This window comes from Salmonella sp. GDC200615 (assembly GCF_050574145.1).
GTDB classification, from domain to species: domain Bacteria; phylum Pseudomonadota; class Gammaproteobacteria; order Enterobacterales; family Enterobacteriaceae; genus Salmonella; species Salmonella enterica.
In genome coordinates, this window is record NZ_CP192247.1 from 4,638,633 (window position 1) to 4,655,466 (window position 16,834).

Genomic DNA, 16,834 nt, shown 5'->3' on the forward strand with positions numbered 1-16,834 from the left:
GGTACCCTACTATGACTAAAAAAATTGTTGCTGTGACGGCCTGTCCGACGGGCGTCGCCCATACCTTTATGGCGGCAGAAGCGTTGGAAATTGAAGCCCGCAAGCGTGGTGACTGGATCAAGGTTGAAACCCGCGGTTCCGTCGGGGCGAAGAACACGCTGACCGCGGAAGAGATAGCGCAAGCGGATGTGGTGATTATCGCGGCGGATATTGAGCTGGATCTGTCAGGCTTTGTTGGCAAAAGACTCTATCGCACCAGTACCGGCGCGGCGCTAAAAAAGAGTGCGCAGGAAATGGATAATGCTTTCAATAGCGCCGAGGTCTATCAGGGGAGTGCCGGGCGCTCTTCTTCAGCTGGTAAAACAGATCTACCCGGCGTTTATAAGCATTTAATGACCGGCGTATCCCATATGCTTCCTTTGGTGGTGGCGGGAGGATTGTGTATCGCGCTCTCTTTTGTCTTCGGTATCCAGGCCTTCAATGAGCCGGGCACGCTGGCGGCTGCGTTATTTCAAATCGGTGGTAAGGCGGCCTTTGCGCTGATGGTGCCGGTACTGGCTGGGTTTATTGCCTTCTCAATTGCCGATCGTCCGGGTCTGGCCCCGGGGCTTATTGGCGGGATGTTGGCCAGCCTGTGCGGTGCTGGTTTCCTGGGAGGGATTGTGGCCGGTTTTCTGGCCGGTTACAGCGTACGGTTTCTGGCGCAAAATATTAAGCTACCAGCGTCAATGGAAGCGCTTAAGCCTGTGCTGGTTCTGCCGCTACTGTCTACGCTGATTACCGGCCTAATCATGATTTACGTGGTGGGTGGCCCGGTGTCTGCGGTGATGGAAGGGCTGACGACGTTCCTGGGGAATATGACCTCTACGAATGCTATCTTGCTGGGAATGTTGCTGGGCGCAATGCAAGGTTTTGACCTTGGTGGGCCGGTGAATAAAGCTGCGTATACCTTCGGCGTCGGTTTACTGGCTTCTCATTCCTATATGCCGATGGCGGCCATTATGGCGGCAGGGATGGTACCGGCATTAGGGATGGGCGTCGCAACCTGGGCGGCCAGAGCGAAATTCACTGCTTCTGAGCATGAAGCGGGTAACGCATCCTTTATCCTGGGGCTGTGCTTTATCTCTGAAGGGGCGATTCCCTTCGCTGCGCGTGACCCGATGCGCGTCATCCCTTCCACGATGGTCGGTGGCGCAATCGCCGGGGGACTGTCCATGTATTTCGGTTGTACACTGATGGCGCCACACGGTGGTCTCTTTGTCCTGGCGATCCCGCATGCGGTAGAACATGTGATGCAATATCTGCTCTCGATTGCCCTGGGCACGATTGTTTGCGGCCTGATGTACGCGCTGTTGAAACCGTCTGCGGTTGCGCAAACAGTTTAATTCATCTCCCCCTGCAGGCTGGTCTGGTGTCTCCCCGGGCCAGCTTTTTTATTTCCATTGTCATCAAACCGTCATAATCAAGACATATAACTGTCATCAATTTGTCCTATTTTGCTCATCGTAGCAACTCAAACAACGATTTACCGAAACCGTGCAGGAGACATTATGAAAGTTATGCGTACCACTGTCGCAACTGTTGTCGCCGCGACCTTATCGATGAGCGCGTTCTCTGCCTTTGCAGCAGCAAGCCTGACAGGTGCCGGTGCAACGTTTCCTGCGCCGGTGTATGCCAAATGGGCGGATACCTACCAGAAAGAAACCGGTAACAAAGTCAATTACCAGGGGATAGGCTCTTCCGGCGGCGTGAAACAAATCACCGCGAATACCGTTGATTTTGGCGCTTCCGATGCGCCGCTGTCTGACGAAAAACTGAATCAGGAAGGCCTGTTCCAGTTTCCGACGGTGATCGGCGGCGTGGTGCTGGCGGTGAATATTCCAGGCCTCAAATCCGGTGAACTGGTGCTGGATGGTAAAACGCTGGGTGACATCTACCTCGGTAAAATCAAGAAGTGGGATGATGAAGGCATCACCAAACTGAACCCAGGCGTGAAGCTGCCCTCACAGAATATCGCTGTGGTGCGTCGCGCTGACGGTTCCGGTACCTCCTTCGTGTTCACCAGTTACCTGGCGAAAGTCAACGACGAGTGGAAATCGAAAGTGGGCGCGGGTTCTACCGTGAACTGGCCAACCGGTCTGGGCGGTAAAGGTAACGACGGCATCGCAGCATTTGTACAGCGTCTGCCAGGCGCTATTGGCTACGTTGAATACGCTTACGCCAAGCAGAACAACCTGGCCTACACCAAATTGGTTTCTGCCGACGGCAAACCGGTAAGCCCGACGGAAGAGAGCTTCTCTAATGCGGCGAAAGGCGCAGACTGGAGCAAAACCTTCGCGCAGGATCTGACCAACCAGAAAGGTGACGATGTGTGGCCAATCACTTCCACCACGTTTATCCTGGTCCACAAAGCGCAGAAGAAACCTGAGCAGGGTGCTGAAGTGTTGAAGTTCTTCGACTGGGCCTACAAAAATGGCGCTAAGCAGGCGAATGATCTGGACTACGCCAGCCTGCCGGATAACGTTGTTGAGCAGGTTCGTGCTGCATGGAAGACCAGTATAAAAGACAGCAACGGTAAGGCGCTGTATTAATTAACGAATTGGCGGATGGCGCTACGCTTATCCGCCCTACGGTTTCGACCGCAGGCCCACGTTGTAGGCCGGATAAGCGTAGCGCCATCCGGCAGGGGCAACGTCGTAAAATGCGTTTAATGGAAAGAGTAATTTATGGCTGCAACCAAGCCTGCTTTTAACCCGCCGGGTAAAAAAGGCGACATGATTTTCAGCGCGCTGGTAAAACTGGCTGCGCTGATTGTGCTATTGATGTTGGGCGGTATTATCGTCTCATTGATCATCTCCTCCTGGCCAAGTATTCAGAAATTTGGTTTCTCATTTCTTTGGACTAAGGAATGGGACGCGCCAAACGATATCTACGGCGCTCTGGTGCCCATTTATGGCACGCTGGTGACCTCCTTTATCGCACTGCTGATCGCCGTTCCGGTCAGTTTCGGCATTGCCCTGTTTTTAACCGAGCTGGCGCCAGGCTGGCTAAAGCGTCCGCTCGGCATCGCCATTGAACTGCTGGCGGCAATTCCCAGTATCGTGTACGGCATGTGGGGGCTGTTTATCTTCGCGCCGCTGTTTGCGACGTACTTCCAGGAGCCGGTCGGCAATATTCTTTCCAACATTCCGTTTGTCGGCGCGCTGTTCTCCGGCCCGGCCTTTGGTATCGGCATTCTGGCGGCGGGCGTCATCCTCGCCATCATGATCATCCCCTACATTGCGGCGGTTATGCGCGACGTCTTCGAGCAAACACCGGTAATGATGAAAGAGTCCGCTTACGGTATCGGCTGTACTACCTGGGAAGTTATCTGGCGCATCGTGCTACCGTTCACCAAAAATGGCGTGATCGGCGGCATTATGCTGGGGCTGGGCCGTGCTCTGGGTGAAACGATGGCGGTCACTTTTATCATCGGCAACACTTACCAGCTCGACAGCGCGTCGCTGTATATGCCGGGCAACAGCATCACTTCCGCGCTGGCGAACGAATTCGCTGAGGCGGAATCGGGCCTGCACGTGGCAGCGTTGATGGAGCTGGGGCTGATCCTGTTTGTGATCACCTTTATCGTCCTGGCGGCGTCTAAGTTCATGATTATGCGTCTGGCGAAGAACGAGGGAGCACGTTAATGGCTACGCTTGATATGCAGAACACCGCGCAGCTCGCGGAATCCCGTCGCAAGATGCAGGCGCGTCGCCGCATGAAGAACCGTATCGCACTAACGCTCTCAATGGCGACGATGGCATTTGGCCTGTTCTGGCTGATCTGGATTTTGATGTCCACCATCACGCGCGGCATTGATGGTATGTCGCTGGCGCTGTTTACCGAAATGACGCCACCGCCGAACACGGCGGGCGGCGGGCTGGCGAACGCCCTGGCGGGGAGTGGATTGTTGATTCTCTGGGCTACCGTATTGGGTACGCCGCTGGGGATTATGGCCGGGATCTATCTGGCGGAGTATGGCCGTAAATCCTGGCTGGCGGAAATCATTCGCTTTATTAACGACATTCTGCTTTCCGCGCCGTCAATTGTTGTGGGGCTGTTTGTTTACACCATCGTGGTGGCGCAGATGCAGCACTTCTCCGGCTGGGCAGGGGTGATTGCGCTGGCGCTGTTGCAGGTACCGATCGTTATCCGTACCACTGAAAACATGCTCAAATTGGTGCCGGATAGCCTGCGTGAAGCCGCTTATGCGCTGGGTACGCCGAAGTGGAAGATGATTTCCGCGATTACGCTGAAAGCCTCTATCTCCGGCATTATGACCGGTATCCTGCTGGCTATTGCGCGTATTGCCGGCGAAACGGCGCCATTGTTGTTTACCGCGCTCTCCAACCAGTTCTGGAGCACCGACATGATGCAGCCGATCGCCAACCTGCCGGTGACCATTTTTAAATTCGCGATGAGCCCGTTTGCCGAATGGCAACAATTAGCCTGGGCGGGCGTGCTGATTATTACCCTGTGCGTACTGCTGCTGAATATTCTGGCGCGTGTTGTTTTCGCGAAGAAAAAACACGGTTAAAGACATTGTAGGCCTGATAAGCGTAGCGCCATCAGGCATTATTTTACGGCGTGGCGGATGCGGCGCTGGATGAGGAAAAGAGTGAAATGAGTATGGTTGAAACTGCCCCGAGTAAGATTCAGGTTCGTGATTTGAACTTCTACTACGGCAAATTCCATGCCCTGAAGAACATTAATCTGGATATCGCGAAGAATCAGGTAACGGCATTTATCGGGCCATCCGGCTGTGGTAAATCAACGCTACTGCGTACCTTCAATAAAATGTATTCGCTTTATCCGGAGCAGCGCGCGGAAGGTGAAATTCTGCTGGATGGCGACAATATTCTCACCAACACCCAGGATATCGCGCTGCTGCGCGCAAAAGTGGGGATGGTATTCCAGAAGCCGACGCCGTTCCCGATGTCCATCTATGACAATATCGCCTTTGGCGTGCGTCTGTTTGAGAAGCTGTCTCGCGCCGATATGGACGAGCGCGTGCAGTGGGCGTTGACCAAAGCCGCATTATGGAACGAAACCAAAGATAAATTGCACCAGAGCGGGTACTCTCTCTCCGGTGGTCAGCAGCAGCGTCTGTGCATTGCGCGCGGTATCGCCATTCGCCCGGAAGTGTTGCTGTTGGATGAGCCATGTTCAGCTCTGGACCCGATCTCTACCGGGCGTATTGAAGAGCTGATCACCGAGCTGAAACAGGATTACACCGTGGTGATCGTGACCCACAACATGCAGCAGGCGGCACGTTGCTCCGATCATACGGCGTTTATGTACCTGGGCGAGTTGATTGAGTTCAGCAACACGGACGATCTGTTCACCAAGCCCGCGAAGAAACAAACAGAAGACTATATCACCGGTCGTTACGGTTAATTCAGGAGTGCGTAATGGACAGTCTGAACCTTAATAAACATATTTCCGGCCAGTTCAACGCCGAACTGGAAAGTATCCGCACTCAGGTAATGACCATGGGCGGCATGGTGGAGCAGCAGCTTTCTGACGCTATCACCGCCATGCACAACCAGGACAGCGAGCTGGCGAAGCGCGTGGTAGAAGGCGACCATCAGGTTAATATGATGGAAGTCGCCATCGATGAAGCCTGCGTGCGTATTATCGCCAAGCGCCAGCCGACGGCGAGCGATCTGCGTCTGGTGATGGCGATTATCAAAACCATCGCCGAACTGGAGCGCATTGGCGACGTGGCGGATAAAATCTGCCGTACCGCGCTGGAGAAATTCTCCCAGCAGCACCAGCCGCTGTTGGTGAGTCTGGAGTCACTGGGCCGCCACACCGTACAGATGCTGCACGACGTGCTGGATGCGTTCGCGCGCATGGATCTCGATGAAGCGGTGCGTATCTATCGTGAAGATAAGAAAGTTGACCAGGAATATGAAGGCATCGTGCGTCAGCTGATGACCTACATGATGGAAGACTCGCGCACCATTCCCAGCGTGCTGACCGCGTTATTCTGCGCTCGTTCTATCGAGCGTATCGGCGACCGCTGCCAGAATATCTGCGAATACATCTTCTACTTCGTGAAGGGGCAGGATTTCCGTCACGTCGGCGGCGATGAGCTGGATAAACTGTTGGCGGGGAAAGATCCGAAAGAGTAAATCTCATTCTTTTGCCCGGTGGCGCTGCGCTTACCGGGCCTACAGGTACAGATGCTGTAGGCCGGATAAGCGTCAGCGCCATCCGGCATTTCAGTTAACGCGTAATCTCCCACCCGCGCGCTTTCCACAATCCCGGCAACTGCGCCAAATCGGTAAAAGTCGTCACGTTAGGGTGATCGATCGGCTTGTTATGCGGATCGGCGCAGAAATAAAACACTTCCATTCCCGCCGCAATTCCTGACTGCGCGCCTGCGCTGGAATCATCCACCAGAATACACTTCTCAACATTGACCTTCATGGCGTTCGCCGCGTGGAGCATCAGCGCCGGATCGGGCTTCCAGCGTTGAATATCGTAACCGCTAAACAGCAAATCGGGAAAATAATGCAACATGCCCAGTTTACCCAGCGAATGCTGCATCTTACTGACCGGTCCGTTGGATACCACGCACATAGGCGTCTTAATGCTCTCCAGCAGGGTATTTGCGCCCGCGATCGCTTCCAGTTCGGTATCGAACAGACGCGCCACTTCCGCGCGGTACACCGGCTCCAGCTCCGCCTTTGCCAGCGCAACGCCATGCTCTTTACTGATGGTATCGATAATTTCGTAGAGCTTTACGCCTTTAAAGCGTCTGAATACTTCCGTGAGCTTAAGCGTAATGCCGAACTGCCGGAACATAGTGACATAGGCGCGCGAGCAAATTACTTCACTGTCGACCAGCGTGCCGTCACAGTCAAAAAACACCGCTTCGATTTGGGACATGTCATTTCCATTTTAACAAGTTTAACGTTTACGTAATGCTGAATGAGGGGACGCAATCGTTGCCGTACTAACAAATTGAGTGAAAAAAATTACCACACAACTGCGCCAGGTGTCGCATTTTGGTATAGGATAACGGCGAATTTTCCCTCCTTTCTCCGGAAATTGATAATGAGTCAACAACACACCACCCAGGCTTCTGGTCAGGGTATGCTGGAACGCGTGTTTAAACTGCGCGAACATGGCACGACGGCACGAACCGAAGTGATCGCCGGTTTTACCACTTTCCTGACGATGGTTTATATCGTTTTTGTTAACCCGCAAATTCTGGGCGTAGCTGGCATGGACACCAGCGCCGTCTTTGTGACCACCTGTCTGATTGCGGCCTTTGGCAGTATTCTGATGGGCCTGTTCGCTAACTTGCCGGTGGCGCTGGCGCCCGCGATGGGGCTGAATGCGTTCTTTGCCTTCGTGGTTGTGCAGGCAATGGGACTGCCGTGGCAGGTAGGCATGGGCGCCATTTTCTGGGGCGCTGTTGGTCTTTTATTGCTGACTATCTTCCGCGTGCGTTACTGGATGATCGCCAACATTCCGGTCAGCCTGCGCGTGGGCATCACCAGCGGCATCGGCCTGTTTATCGGCATGATGGGGCTGAAAAACGCCGGCGTGATCGTCGCTAACCCGGAAACGCTGGTCAGCATCGGCAACCTGACCTCGCACAGCGTGCTGCTGGGGGTTCTCGGATTCTTTATTATTGCGATTCTCGCTTCGCGCAACATTCATGCGGCGGTGCTGGTGTCCATCATCGTCACGACGCTGCTTGGCTGGATGATGGGTGATGTACACTACAACGGCATTGTCTCCGCGCCGCCAAGCGTCACCAGCGTGGTAGGGCATGTCGATTTGGCAGGCTCGTTCAATCTTGGCCTGGCGGGGGTTATTTTCTCCTTCATGCTGGTTAACCTGTTCGACTCCTCCGGTACCCTGATCGGCGTGACCGATAAAGCGGGCCTGGCGGATGCGAAAGGTAAGTTCCCGCGCATGAAGCAGGCGCTGTTTGTTGATAGTATCTCTTCTGTCACTGGCGCATTTGTCGGAACGTCTTCTGTGACCGCTTATATTGAATCGTCTTCCGGCGTTTCGGTGGGCGGTCGCACCGGTTTAACGGCGGTGGTGGTCGGTATTTTGTTCCTGCTGGTTATCTTCCTGTCGCCGCTGGCGGGCATGGTGCCGCCTTACGCGGCGGCGGGCGCGTTGATTTACGTCGGCGTGCTGATGACCTCCAGCCTGGCGCGGGTAAACTGGCAGGATTTAACCGAATCGGTCCCGGCGTTTATTACGGCGGTAATGATGCCGTTTAGCTTCTCGATCACCGAAGGTATCGCGCTGGGCTTTATCTCTTACTGCGTGATGAAAATCGGTACCGGTCGCCTGCGCGACCTTAGCCCGTGCGTAGTGATTGTCGCGCTGTTATTCGTGCTGAAGATTGTGTTTATTGACGCACACTGATGAAATGAACCCTCGCCCCATCGGGGTGAGGGTTTTTAACGAACTTACGCTTTAACGCGCTGAATATACTCGCCAAATGCGGTCAACTGACCGGTCAAATGATCTAACGTTCCCTGATCCACCACTTCTCCAGTTTGCGGATCGACTTTATTCTGAATCACGCCGCCCATAAATTCCGGTTTATTCATCACCATCGCATCAAGGAACACCAGAATCTGGCGCAGATGATACTGGCAGCGCGCGCCGCCAATCGCCCCCATTGAACTGGTCTGGATAAGAACGGGCTTACCCGCCAGCGGCTGCTCAGGCAGACGGGATAGCCAGTCGATGGCATTCTTCAGGCCGCCGGGAACGGAATAGTTATATTCCGGCGTCACAATGACGACGCCGTCGGCGTTGCGAATCTGCTCCGCCAGCGCCTCTACGCTGGCTGGAAATCCCTCGTCCTGCTGGATATCGGCGTCATACAGCGGAATATCCCCGATCGAAGGCAGCGGCGATACCGTCATTCCTGCCGGCGCGACTTTAGGCAGCGTACGCGCCACCATCCCGTTAAAGGAACCTTTGCGTAAACTTCCCAGCAGTGTAACCACATTCAGCGTTTCAGACATACGTGCCCCTTTTTTCATTATGAACGATTAAGCGTATACGATTTGGCGGCGGGGAGTTGGGCGAATCGCATCAGACGACCGGTTGGCTCATTGGCGCGCGTCTGGATATCGGGCAGGCTTTTCCAGCCCAGTTTGCCATCGAACTCCCACACTTTTAATTTTTCTATCGCTGGCGTAACGGTTACGGACCATACCAGTACATCTTCCGCATCGCATACGGCTTCAAGCTGCGTGACATGCGCGCACTTCAGGCGTCCGGCAACGGGTAAAAGTTGCAGCTCCCGCGGATCGTCATTCATGACATCGCCGGTGAGTTTTAACACGCTCTGGCGCAATGTAATGAGTTGCGCTCGCGCTTCGTTGGGATCGTTTTGATTGGCTACCCATAAGTTTTCATTACGGGAGAAAGGGTGGCGTTCGAGCGAATGCGGATGGTGAAAGCCGCGGGAGGTGCGCTGTAATTCCATATCCAGCCCGCACTCTCCTTCGGTGGTCAACGCCACGCCAACCATATTTCCGGCGTAGGAGATAGAAAAGCCTGGCAGATTTTTGTCACGAAACGCGGGTTTACCTTTCGCCTGAATAATGATTTCCGGCAGCTCGCTAATTCCGTACAGCATAAACATCAGTTCGGCAAGAAGGCCTCTGGAGGCGAGAAAACGCGTTCGTCGGTGAGCAGGCAGGTTTCTGGCTTCAATATGGCAAGACGAAGAGAGACGAATTGAAACCAACTGTCCCTCCGTAAGTATCCCTCTGGCAAAGTGAGTCGCCATTTTTCGCTCCGTGATTAATGGGCCGTGATAATGACGAGAGTAACATTAACGTAAATTATGGACAGGTTTTACGCGCTAAAAATTCAATTTCAGAAGGTTCTTTAATCAGACGGTGACATTTCTGGTAAGAGGAAGGTTAATTTATCAACGCAGGTGGTCAGATAAGGCGACGGCAGAGCGTGTTGATAGCCTGTCGTAGCCACACAATCTTGGGATTATGACTATTACGTTTGTGCCATAATAGGGTAAACGGCACCATCAGCTTTTCCCGCTGTTGCGCATCAAAAGGCAGGGGGCGCGCCACTAACGGTAGCTGGTGGAGCTGATTGTAGTGCTGGCAATAGCGCGGCGCGGTTGCTATCAGGGTGTGATCCGGCTGGGCGGCCATAAAGAGTGACTGCTCGAACCCCGGCAGGCTCAACGCGATATGGCGTTTGCGTCCCATTTCTTGCAGGACATCATCCAGCGCCCAGGTATCGCTTTGCTCCCAGCAAATACTGATATGCGGGTAGCGCAGAAAAGTGTCCAGATCCCACGCTTCACGCAGTGCCGGATGATCTTCCCGCAGCCAGACCCACGGCAAATCGCTAAACAACACCTCAAAATCAATCGCGAGCGGCAACAGACTGAGCAATTCTCGCGAGCGGGGATGGCTTTCGCGTCCGGTAAATCCGATATCGACTTCCCCGCGCGTAATCGCCTCCAGCGAGTCATAATCCCAGTTGCGAACCTTAATGGTAGCCTGCGGATAGCGCTGATAAATCTGCTGCGACAGTGAATTAAACATAATCATCATCAGCGGCGACTCTGCTGCCAACTCAAATTTTAAACCGCGCGGCGTTTGATGATGCGGTTTATCAAGCAGTTGATTCCCCATCTGCATCCAGTCCGCCAGACTTTGCTCCATACTGACCATCAGCGGCGTCGGCGCCAGGCCCAGCGGCGTATTGACGAACAGCGGATCGTCAAACCATGCCCGGAGTTTCGCCAGCGATTTGCTGACCGCCGAGGGCGTTACGTTCATCCGTTTTGCAGCTTTAGTGACGCTGCGCTCCTGCATGAGTAACTGTAGGCATAACAGCAAATTAAGGTCGAGATTGGTAAGGGATTTCTTCATGCTCGGCTACGGACCTGTTGGGCGTGACGGAGAAGATCAGCAGAATACTCACTATGCTACAACCAATCAGAATCCCGATCAGCATATTCATCGCGCTGATACCGAGTATTGCCGCCAGCCAAATCCACAGTGATGAACCGCAAACCTGCGCGATACCGAGCGTGGAACTGGCCACTCCGGCGCGCAGCGAAAACGGCCCCAGCGCCTGGCTCATCGCGACGCCAAAACCAACCGAGAATCCGGCGCAGATAAGCGTCAGGCCAAAGAGTGTGACGGTATTGGTATGAGCAAGGCTTAACGTCACGCCAGCCGTCAAAAACAGCCCCTGTGAGACGAGCATTAAGGTTCGCGGCTTAAATAACCCAAGCGCAAAAGGGGTGGAAAAAGAGACGACCATACTGACGCCTGCGGTGAGCGCCATGGTAATGGCATAGTCGCCACGGCTAAATCCCATCACCTCCATCAGCAGCACTGGAGAGGCATTGACAAAGGTCAGGATCACCGACACGCTAAGGGTGGTGATCGCCAGTCGACTAACGAAAAAACGGTTAATCAGCGACTCGGCGGCGGGCGACGATCGTGATAAATCGCGTGGAGCCAGCCTTACCGGGCGCGTCTCGCGCAGGATAAACAGTGATAACAGGCCCACAATAATGCCCATCGCGGACATCGTATAGAACAGACTTTGCCAGGGGAAACGAAGCATAATCAAATGCCCCACCACCGGGGCGAGTACCGGCACAATACAGGTAATCCCATTCAATAATGACAGCACTTTCGCCCGGCGATGCTCGTCGAGCGTGTCGCGCAGAATGGCGAACGCCACCACATAGCAGCCGCCTGCACCTATTCCCTGAAGAAAACGCCCACTCAGAAATAGCGAGCCTTCCGACGCCCGTGAACAAAGCAGTGAGGCCATCATAAAGACGATCGCGCCGACGATCGCGACCGGTTTGCGGCCTGACTGATCGGCTATCTTCCCGGCAAACAGCATGGCCGTCGCCATTCCGGCCAGGTAAACGGAGAAGGCGATATGCAACTGCGCCTCGCTGGCGTTCAGATCGGCGGCTATACGCGGTAAACCGACCAGATACATATCAATACCGGCAGGATAGAGTAAAACTAGGGCAAAACTACACAGTAGAAAACGTTTCATAGCGGCCTCACGAAAAGTGTGGCGCTAAGAATACGGGGCGATGTTGCGCGAGACGAGTTGCCATTTGGACAACAGTGATTTCCGCATGGGAAATCATTGCTGCCGGATGGCGGCATAAACGCCTTATCCGGCTTACGGGTTTTGTAGGCCCGGTAAGCATCGCGCCACCGGGCAACACAACGTTATTTGCCGATACAGAAGCTGGAGAAAATCCGTCCCAGCAGGTCGTCGGAGGTAAACTCGCCGGTAATCTCGCTTAAGCTTTGCTGCGCCAGGCGCAACTCTTCCGCCAGCAGTTCCCCCGCCCATGCGCCTAATAGCTGCGCTTTGCCCTGCTCAAGGTGTTCAGCGGCTTCCGCCAGCGCCTGTAGGTGACGGCGGCGGGCCAGGAAGCCGCCTTCCATATTGGTATCAAACCCCATGCTCTGCTTGAGGTGGTTACGCAACACGTCGACGCCTTCGCCGGTACGCGCCGAGAGGCGAACCAGTGAGTGACCGTTTACTTCACTAATACCCAACGTTTCGCCGGTGATATCCGCCTTGTTACGTACCACGGTAATCGGTAGATTTTTGGGCAGACGGGCGATAAAGTCCGGCCAGATGTCGGCAGGGTCAACGGCGTCCGTCGTGGTGCCATCCACCATAAACAGCACGCGATCGGCCTGTTCAATCTCCTGCCAGGCGCGTTCGATGCCGATACGCTCAACTTCGTCGCTGGCGTCGCGCAGTCCGGCGGTATCGATGATATGCAGCGGCATCCCGTCGATGTGAATATGCTCGCGCAACACGTCGCGCGTGGTGCCGGCGATATCGGTAACAATGGCCGCTTCACGGCCTGCCAGCGCATTCAGCAGGCTGGATTTCCCGGCATTCGGGCGTCCGGCAATCACTACCTTCATCCCTTCGCGCAGCAGGCTGCCCTGGCGCGCTTCGGTGCGCACGGCGTCAAGATCGGCGATGACACCATTGAGCTGCGCTTCGATTTTGCCGTCAGAGAGAAAGTCGATCTCCTCATCCGGAAAATCGATAGCCGCTTCGACGTAGATTCGCAGGTGAGTAAGTGCTTCCACAAGGTGGTTAACGCGGGCGGAAAATGCCCCCTGTAACGAGTTTAGCGCCGAACGCGCCGCCTGTTCGGAACTGGCATCGATCAGGTCGGCAATGGCTTCCGCCTGGGCTAAATCGAGCTTATCGTTGAGGAACGCTCGCTCGGAGAACTCGCCCGGTCGGGCAATGCGCACGCCTGGAAGCGTCAGGATACGTTTTAACAGCAGGTCCAGAATCACCGGACCGCCGTGCCCTTGTAGCTCCAGCACATCTTCACCGGTGAAGGAGTTCGGGCCGGGGAACCACAGCGCAATACCCTGATCCAGCGCGCTGCCGTCAACATCTTTAAACGGCAGGTAGTCGGCATAGCGCGGCTTCGGCAGCTTGCCCAGCACCTCTTGCGCAACGTCGCGCGCCTTCAGACCGGAAATACGCAGGATACCCACGCCACCGCGTCCCGGTGGGGTTGCCTGGGCGACGATAGTGTCGTTATGGCTCATGGTTAGTCTCAACTTTGTTGCAATAAAAAAAGGCGGTCATATGACCGCCTTTTGATTGTAGGCCTGATAAGCGTTAGCGCCATCAGGCTGACCGGCGCGCCTTGCCGGATGGCGGCTTCGCCTTATCCGGCCTACACCGAATCAGGATTTTTTCTTCTCGCGGCTATGCAGGCCACGCTTCTCCAGACCACGGTAGATCAGCTGCTGCTGAATGATGGTGACCAGGTTGCTGACGATATAGTACAGCACCAGACCTGACGGGAACCACAGGAAGAACACCGTAAAGATGACCGGCATAAAGGTCATGATCTTCTGCTGCATCGGGTCGGTCACGGTGGTCGGCGACATCTTCTGAATGAAGAACATCGTTACGCCCATCAGGATCGGCAGAATGTAGTACGGGTCCTGTGCGGACAGGTCATGAATCCACAGCGCGAACGGCGCATGACGCAGTTCAATGGAACCCATCAGCATGTAGTACAACGCCAGGAAGATAGGCATCTGGATGATCAGCGGGAAGCAGCCGCCCAGTGGGTTAACCTTCTCCGCTTTGTACAGGGCCATCATCTCCTGGCTTTGGCGCTGTTTATCATCGCCAAGACGTTCGCGCATCGCCTGAATTTTCGGCTGCAGCATACGCATCTTCGCCATTGACGTGTACTGCGCTTTGGTCAGCGGGTACATGATACCGCGAACGATAAAGGTAATGATGATAATGGAGAAGCCCCAGTTGCCCACAAAGCTGTGGATCCACTTCAGCAACTTGAACAGCGGCTGAGAGATGAACCACAACCAGCCGTAGTCCACGGTCAAATCCAGGTGCGGTGCAACAGCCGCCATTTTATCCTGAATTTCCGGGCCGACCCACAGGGTGCTGGTCATCGCGCCAGTCTGGCCTGGCTGTACCAGTACCGGCTGCGCTTTATAGCCGATAGCGACAATGCCGTTACCCAGATTGGCGGTGTAGAAATTGTTGGTGCCGTCGTTACGCGGAATCCATGCGGTAGCGAAATACTGCTGCAACATTGCCACCCAACCGCCTTTGGAGCTGACGTTGAGGTTTTCGTTATCGGCAATGGTGTCGAATTTGTATTTCTCATACTTCTCATCCGGCGTGGAGTACGCTGCGCCGCGGAACGTATGCAGCGCAAAGTTGCTGCTGCCGGTGTCGCGATGAGGAGGCAGGTTGACGGATTGTTTTAACTGACCAAAGGTGGAGACTTCCAGCGGTTTTTCGCCGGCGTTCTGCACGCTATAGTTCACGTTAACCGCATAATCGCCACGCTTAAAGACAAACGTTTTGGTAAACGTGTTGCCTGCGGCGTCAGTATAAGTCATCGGAACCTGCAGTTCGTTCTGACCGTCGGCCAGTACAAACGCATCTTTCTCGACGTTGTACAGCGGACGCGGGCCGTTCGCCGGGTTATCCGGGCCGTCGCGGCCTGTCAGGCCGCTTTGCGCCTGATAGATAAACTGCGGGGTGGTTTCCAGCAGCTGGAACGGTTCGTTGGAACCCAGTTCTTTCGGGTAAGCCGGGAGCAAGGCCTGCTCGACATCACCACCACGGGTGTTGATAGTCAAATCAAGCACATCGGTTTTCACCGTAATCATTTTCCCCTGGCCACTGGCTGGTACGCCCTGGTCGGCGGCGCTACCCGCTGCGGTGGTCGTTGTCTGCGTGGTCTGTTGAGTCTGAGGTTGCGGATTTTTATCCTGCTCCCAGGCTTGCCAGATCATGAAAGACACGAACAGCAAAGCGATGACTAAAAGATTGCGTTGCGAATCCATCGTTAGTGTTCTCTGGTATCAAATGGTCCGGGCGGGACGGGATCGTCACCACCAGGGTGTAAAGGGTGGCATTTTAATACGCGTTTCACCGTCAACCAACTGCCTTTTATCACTCCAAACCTGCGCAATGCCTCAATTCCGTAGCTTGAGCACGTTGGCGTGAAACGACAATGCGGCCCAAGCAGCGGACTGATCAGGCGTTGATAGACCCGAATAAGGGCTATCAGGACCCGCGAGCCAGGCGACAGTGGCGGCGCCATAATTTTTCCAACGCTTCCGAGAGAGCACGGTTATCGAGGTCGGCAACCCCTTTTTTCGCCACCACCACGAAATCCATTGCAGGAAGTTCATGCTGGCGCAGACGGAAGCTTTCACGCGTCAGACGTTTAATCCGGTTGCGTTCATGCGCACGTCGAACATTTTTCTTGGCGACGGTAAGACCGATACGGGGATGCCCCAGCGAATTCAGGCGGCCGAGGATGGTGATTTGCGGCGTGCCAGCCCGTTGAGGTTGCTGGAAGACGAACGTGAAATGAGCGGGAGTTAACAAACGTAACTCCCTGGGAAATGCGAGCTTAACCACTCAGGGGTTAGCTTTATTACTTGGAAACGGTCAGACGAGCGCGGCCTTTAGCACGACGACGTGCCAGAACCTGACGACCATTTTTAGTAGCCATACGAGCACGGAAGCCGTGAGAACGGTTGCGCTTCAGTACAGACGGTTGAAAAGTGCGTTTCATGGCGATTTCTACCTAAACTTGAATAAATTCACTGACTTTTGCGTATACCCGAACAAACTTTGAACGACTTACGCCACAGTGTGGGTGATTAAAGAGGCCGGATTGTAATAATTGTACACTCCGGAGTCAATTCTCTTTCCTTATTTTCCCGCGATTTTCCACGCCTTTTTGTGCGGAAAATAAGCAGCGTTGACGCCATATGACGGGCATTGCGCGACGGGTGGAGAATTATACGGACTGCCAGGTAAAGCGCAAGGATCGCCCTGGATCTTTATGCGATCTTTTAGGCGTCTGCTCACCTTTACCTATTAATTTTTTCAATATGCGCGCGAAAGCGTACAGGAGTTCCCCAGGATCGATTACACTTATCCTTTCCTGGAAAGTCCTGTGGATAAATCGGGAAGAATCTGTGAGAAACAGAAGATCTCTTGCTCAGTTTAGGCTATGATCCGCGGTCCTGATCGTTTCAAACGATCCTGGTCAGGCATGAACACGAAATCTTTCAGACTGCGTGAAGTCGCGATCGTTTGAAAGATCCGTGAAAACCGCAGACAGCGGTTCGTGCGTCACCCTTCATGCAGGGTCTTATCGACGTGCGCCAACAATCATTAATGTATCAGCCTTTGTCATTTATCGACTTTTGTTCGAGTGGAGTCCGCC

18 protein-coding genes are annotated in these 16,834 nt (G+C 54.4%); 7 read left to right on the plus strand and 11 right to left on the minus strand.

Annotation, left to right across the window (positions count from 1 at the left end):
* Positions 1-11: 11 nt before the first annotated feature.
* From ACQ29O_RS22490 to phoU, 6 genes are all read left to right on the plus strand, one after another.
* The gene (locus ACQ29O_RS22490; protein ID WP_000162541.1) at positions 12-1,385 is read left to right on the plus strand and encodes a fructose-specific PTS transporter subunit EIIC; all 1,374 of its coding nucleotides are present in this window, start codon (positions 12-14) and stop codon (positions 1,383-1,385) included.
* 165 nt (positions 1,386-1,550) lie between these two features.
* Positions 1,551-2,591, plus strand: a complete 1,041-nt coding sequence (gene pstS / locus ACQ29O_RS22495) for a phosphate ABC transporter substrate-binding protein PstS (RefSeq protein ID WP_253336253.1) — start codon at positions 1,551-1,553, stop codon at positions 2,589-2,591.
* A 135-nt stretch (positions 2,592-2,726) separates the two neighbouring features.
* Positions 2,727-3,686, plus strand: a complete 960-nt coding sequence (gene pstC, locus ACQ29O_RS22500; RefSeq protein WP_000741630.1) for a phosphate ABC transporter permease PstC — start codon at positions 2,727-2,729, stop codon at positions 3,684-3,686.
* A complete protein-coding gene (gene pstA, locus ACQ29O_RS22505; protein ID WP_000212197.1) occupies positions 3,686-4,576 on the plus strand; it encodes a phosphate ABC transporter permease PstA in 891 nt (296 codons plus the stop codon). Before pstC ends, pstA begins: the two co-directional genes overlap by 1 nt.
* Before the next feature lie 86 nt (positions 4,577-4,662).
* Positions 4,663-5,436 (plus strand): phosphate ABC transporter ATP-binding protein PstB, encoded by a 774-nt coding sequence (gene pstB, locus ACQ29O_RS22510; protein ID WP_000063118.1) that lies wholly within the window; start codon positions 4,663-4,665, stop codon positions 5,434-5,436.
* A gap of 14 nt (positions 5,437-5,450) precedes the next feature.
* The gene (gene phoU, locus ACQ29O_RS22515) at positions 5,451-6,176 is read left to right on the plus strand and encodes a phosphate signaling complex protein PhoU (RefSeq protein WP_000377800.1); all 726 of its coding nucleotides are present in this window, start codon (positions 5,451-5,453) and stop codon (positions 6,174-6,176) included.
* Positions 6,177-6,270: 94 nt separating this feature from the next.
* Here the strand turns inward: phoU and yieH are convergent, their stop codons facing one another.
* Positions 6,271-6,936, minus strand: coding sequence for a 6-phosphogluconate phosphatase (gene yieH / locus ACQ29O_RS22520; protein ID WP_000078087.1), 666 nt, complete (start codon positions 6,934-6,936; stop codon positions 6,271-6,273).
* Positions 6,937-7,104: 168 nt separating this feature from the next.
* On the opposite strand from yieH, the gene adeP reads away from it, so the two are divergent.
* The gene (gene adeP / locus ACQ29O_RS22525; protein WP_001521829.1) at positions 7,105-8,442 is read left to right on the plus strand and encodes an adenine permease AdeP; all 1,338 of its coding nucleotides are present in this window, start codon (positions 7,105-7,107) and stop codon (positions 8,440-8,442) included.
* 44 nt (positions 8,443-8,486) lie between these two features.
* On the opposite strand, the gene ACQ29O_RS22530 is transcribed toward adeP, so the two are convergent.
* The 10 genes from ACQ29O_RS22530 to ACQ29O_RS22575 form a co-directional block, all read right to left on the minus strand.
* Positions 8,487-9,071, minus strand: coding sequence for an NADPH-dependent FMN reductase (locus ACQ29O_RS22530; RefSeq protein ID WP_001576451.1), 585 nt, complete (start codon positions 9,069-9,071; stop codon positions 8,487-8,489).
* Positions 9,071-9,826 carry a 4'-phosphopantetheinyl transferase family protein gene (locus tag ACQ29O_RS22535; RefSeq protein ID WP_000190678.1) on the minus strand — a complete coding sequence of 252 codons (756 nt, stop codon included), beginning with the start codon at positions 9,824-9,826 and terminating at the stop codon, positions 9,071-9,073. The genes ACQ29O_RS22530 and ACQ29O_RS22535 overlap by 1 nt, the downstream gene beginning before the upstream one ends.
* Before the next feature lie 157 nt (positions 9,827-9,983).
* A complete protein-coding gene (gene yidZ, locus ACQ29O_RS22540; RefSeq protein WP_000749365.1) occupies positions 9,984-10,943 on the minus strand; it encodes an HTH-type transcriptional regulator YidZ in 960 nt (319 codons plus the stop codon).
* A complete protein-coding gene (locus ACQ29O_RS22545; RefSeq protein ID WP_000819602.1) occupies positions 10,912-12,099 on the minus strand; it encodes an MFS transporter in 1,188 nt (395 codons plus the stop codon). Before ACQ29O_RS22545 ends, yidZ begins: the two co-directional genes overlap by 32 nt.
* Positions 12,100-12,281: 182 nt before the next feature.
* Positions 12,282-13,646 (minus strand): tRNA uridine-5-carboxymethylaminomethyl(34) synthesis GTPase MnmE, encoded by a 1,365-nt coding sequence (mnmE, locus tag ACQ29O_RS22550; protein ID WP_000019081.1) that lies wholly within the window; start codon positions 13,644-13,646, stop codon positions 12,282-12,284.
* Positions 13,647-13,787: 141 nt separating this feature from the next.
* The gene (gene yidC, locus ACQ29O_RS22555) at positions 13,788-15,434 is read right to left on the minus strand and encodes a membrane protein insertase YidC (protein WP_000378277.1); all 1,647 of its coding nucleotides are present in this window, start codon (positions 15,432-15,434) and stop codon (positions 13,788-13,790) included.
* A 2-nt stretch (positions 15,435-15,436) separates the two neighbouring features.
* Positions 15,437-15,694 (minus strand): membrane protein insertion efficiency factor YidD, encoded by a 258-nt coding sequence (gene yidD, locus ACQ29O_RS22560; RefSeq protein ID WP_001307474.1) that lies wholly within the window; start codon positions 15,692-15,694, stop codon positions 15,437-15,439.
* Positions 15,658-16,017 (minus strand): ribonuclease P protein component, encoded by a 360-nt coding sequence (gene rnpA / locus ACQ29O_RS22565; protein WP_000239725.1) that lies wholly within the window; start codon positions 16,015-16,017, stop codon positions 15,658-15,660. Before rnpA ends, yidD begins: the two co-directional genes overlap by 37 nt.
* A 16-nt stretch (positions 16,018-16,033) precedes the next feature.
* The gene (gene rpmH / locus ACQ29O_RS22570) at positions 16,034-16,174 is read right to left on the minus strand and encodes a 50S ribosomal protein L34 (RefSeq protein WP_000831330.1); all 141 of its coding nucleotides are present in this window, start codon (positions 16,172-16,174) and stop codon (positions 16,034-16,036) included.
* 228 nt (positions 16,175-16,402) lie between these two features.
* Positions 16,403-16,495 carry a hypothetical protein gene (locus tag ACQ29O_RS22575; protein ID WP_418142141.1) on the minus strand — a complete coding sequence of 31 codons (93 nt, stop codon included), beginning with the start codon at positions 16,493-16,495 and terminating at the stop codon, positions 16,403-16,405.
* Between the last annotated feature and the right edge of the window lie 339 nt (positions 16,496-16,834).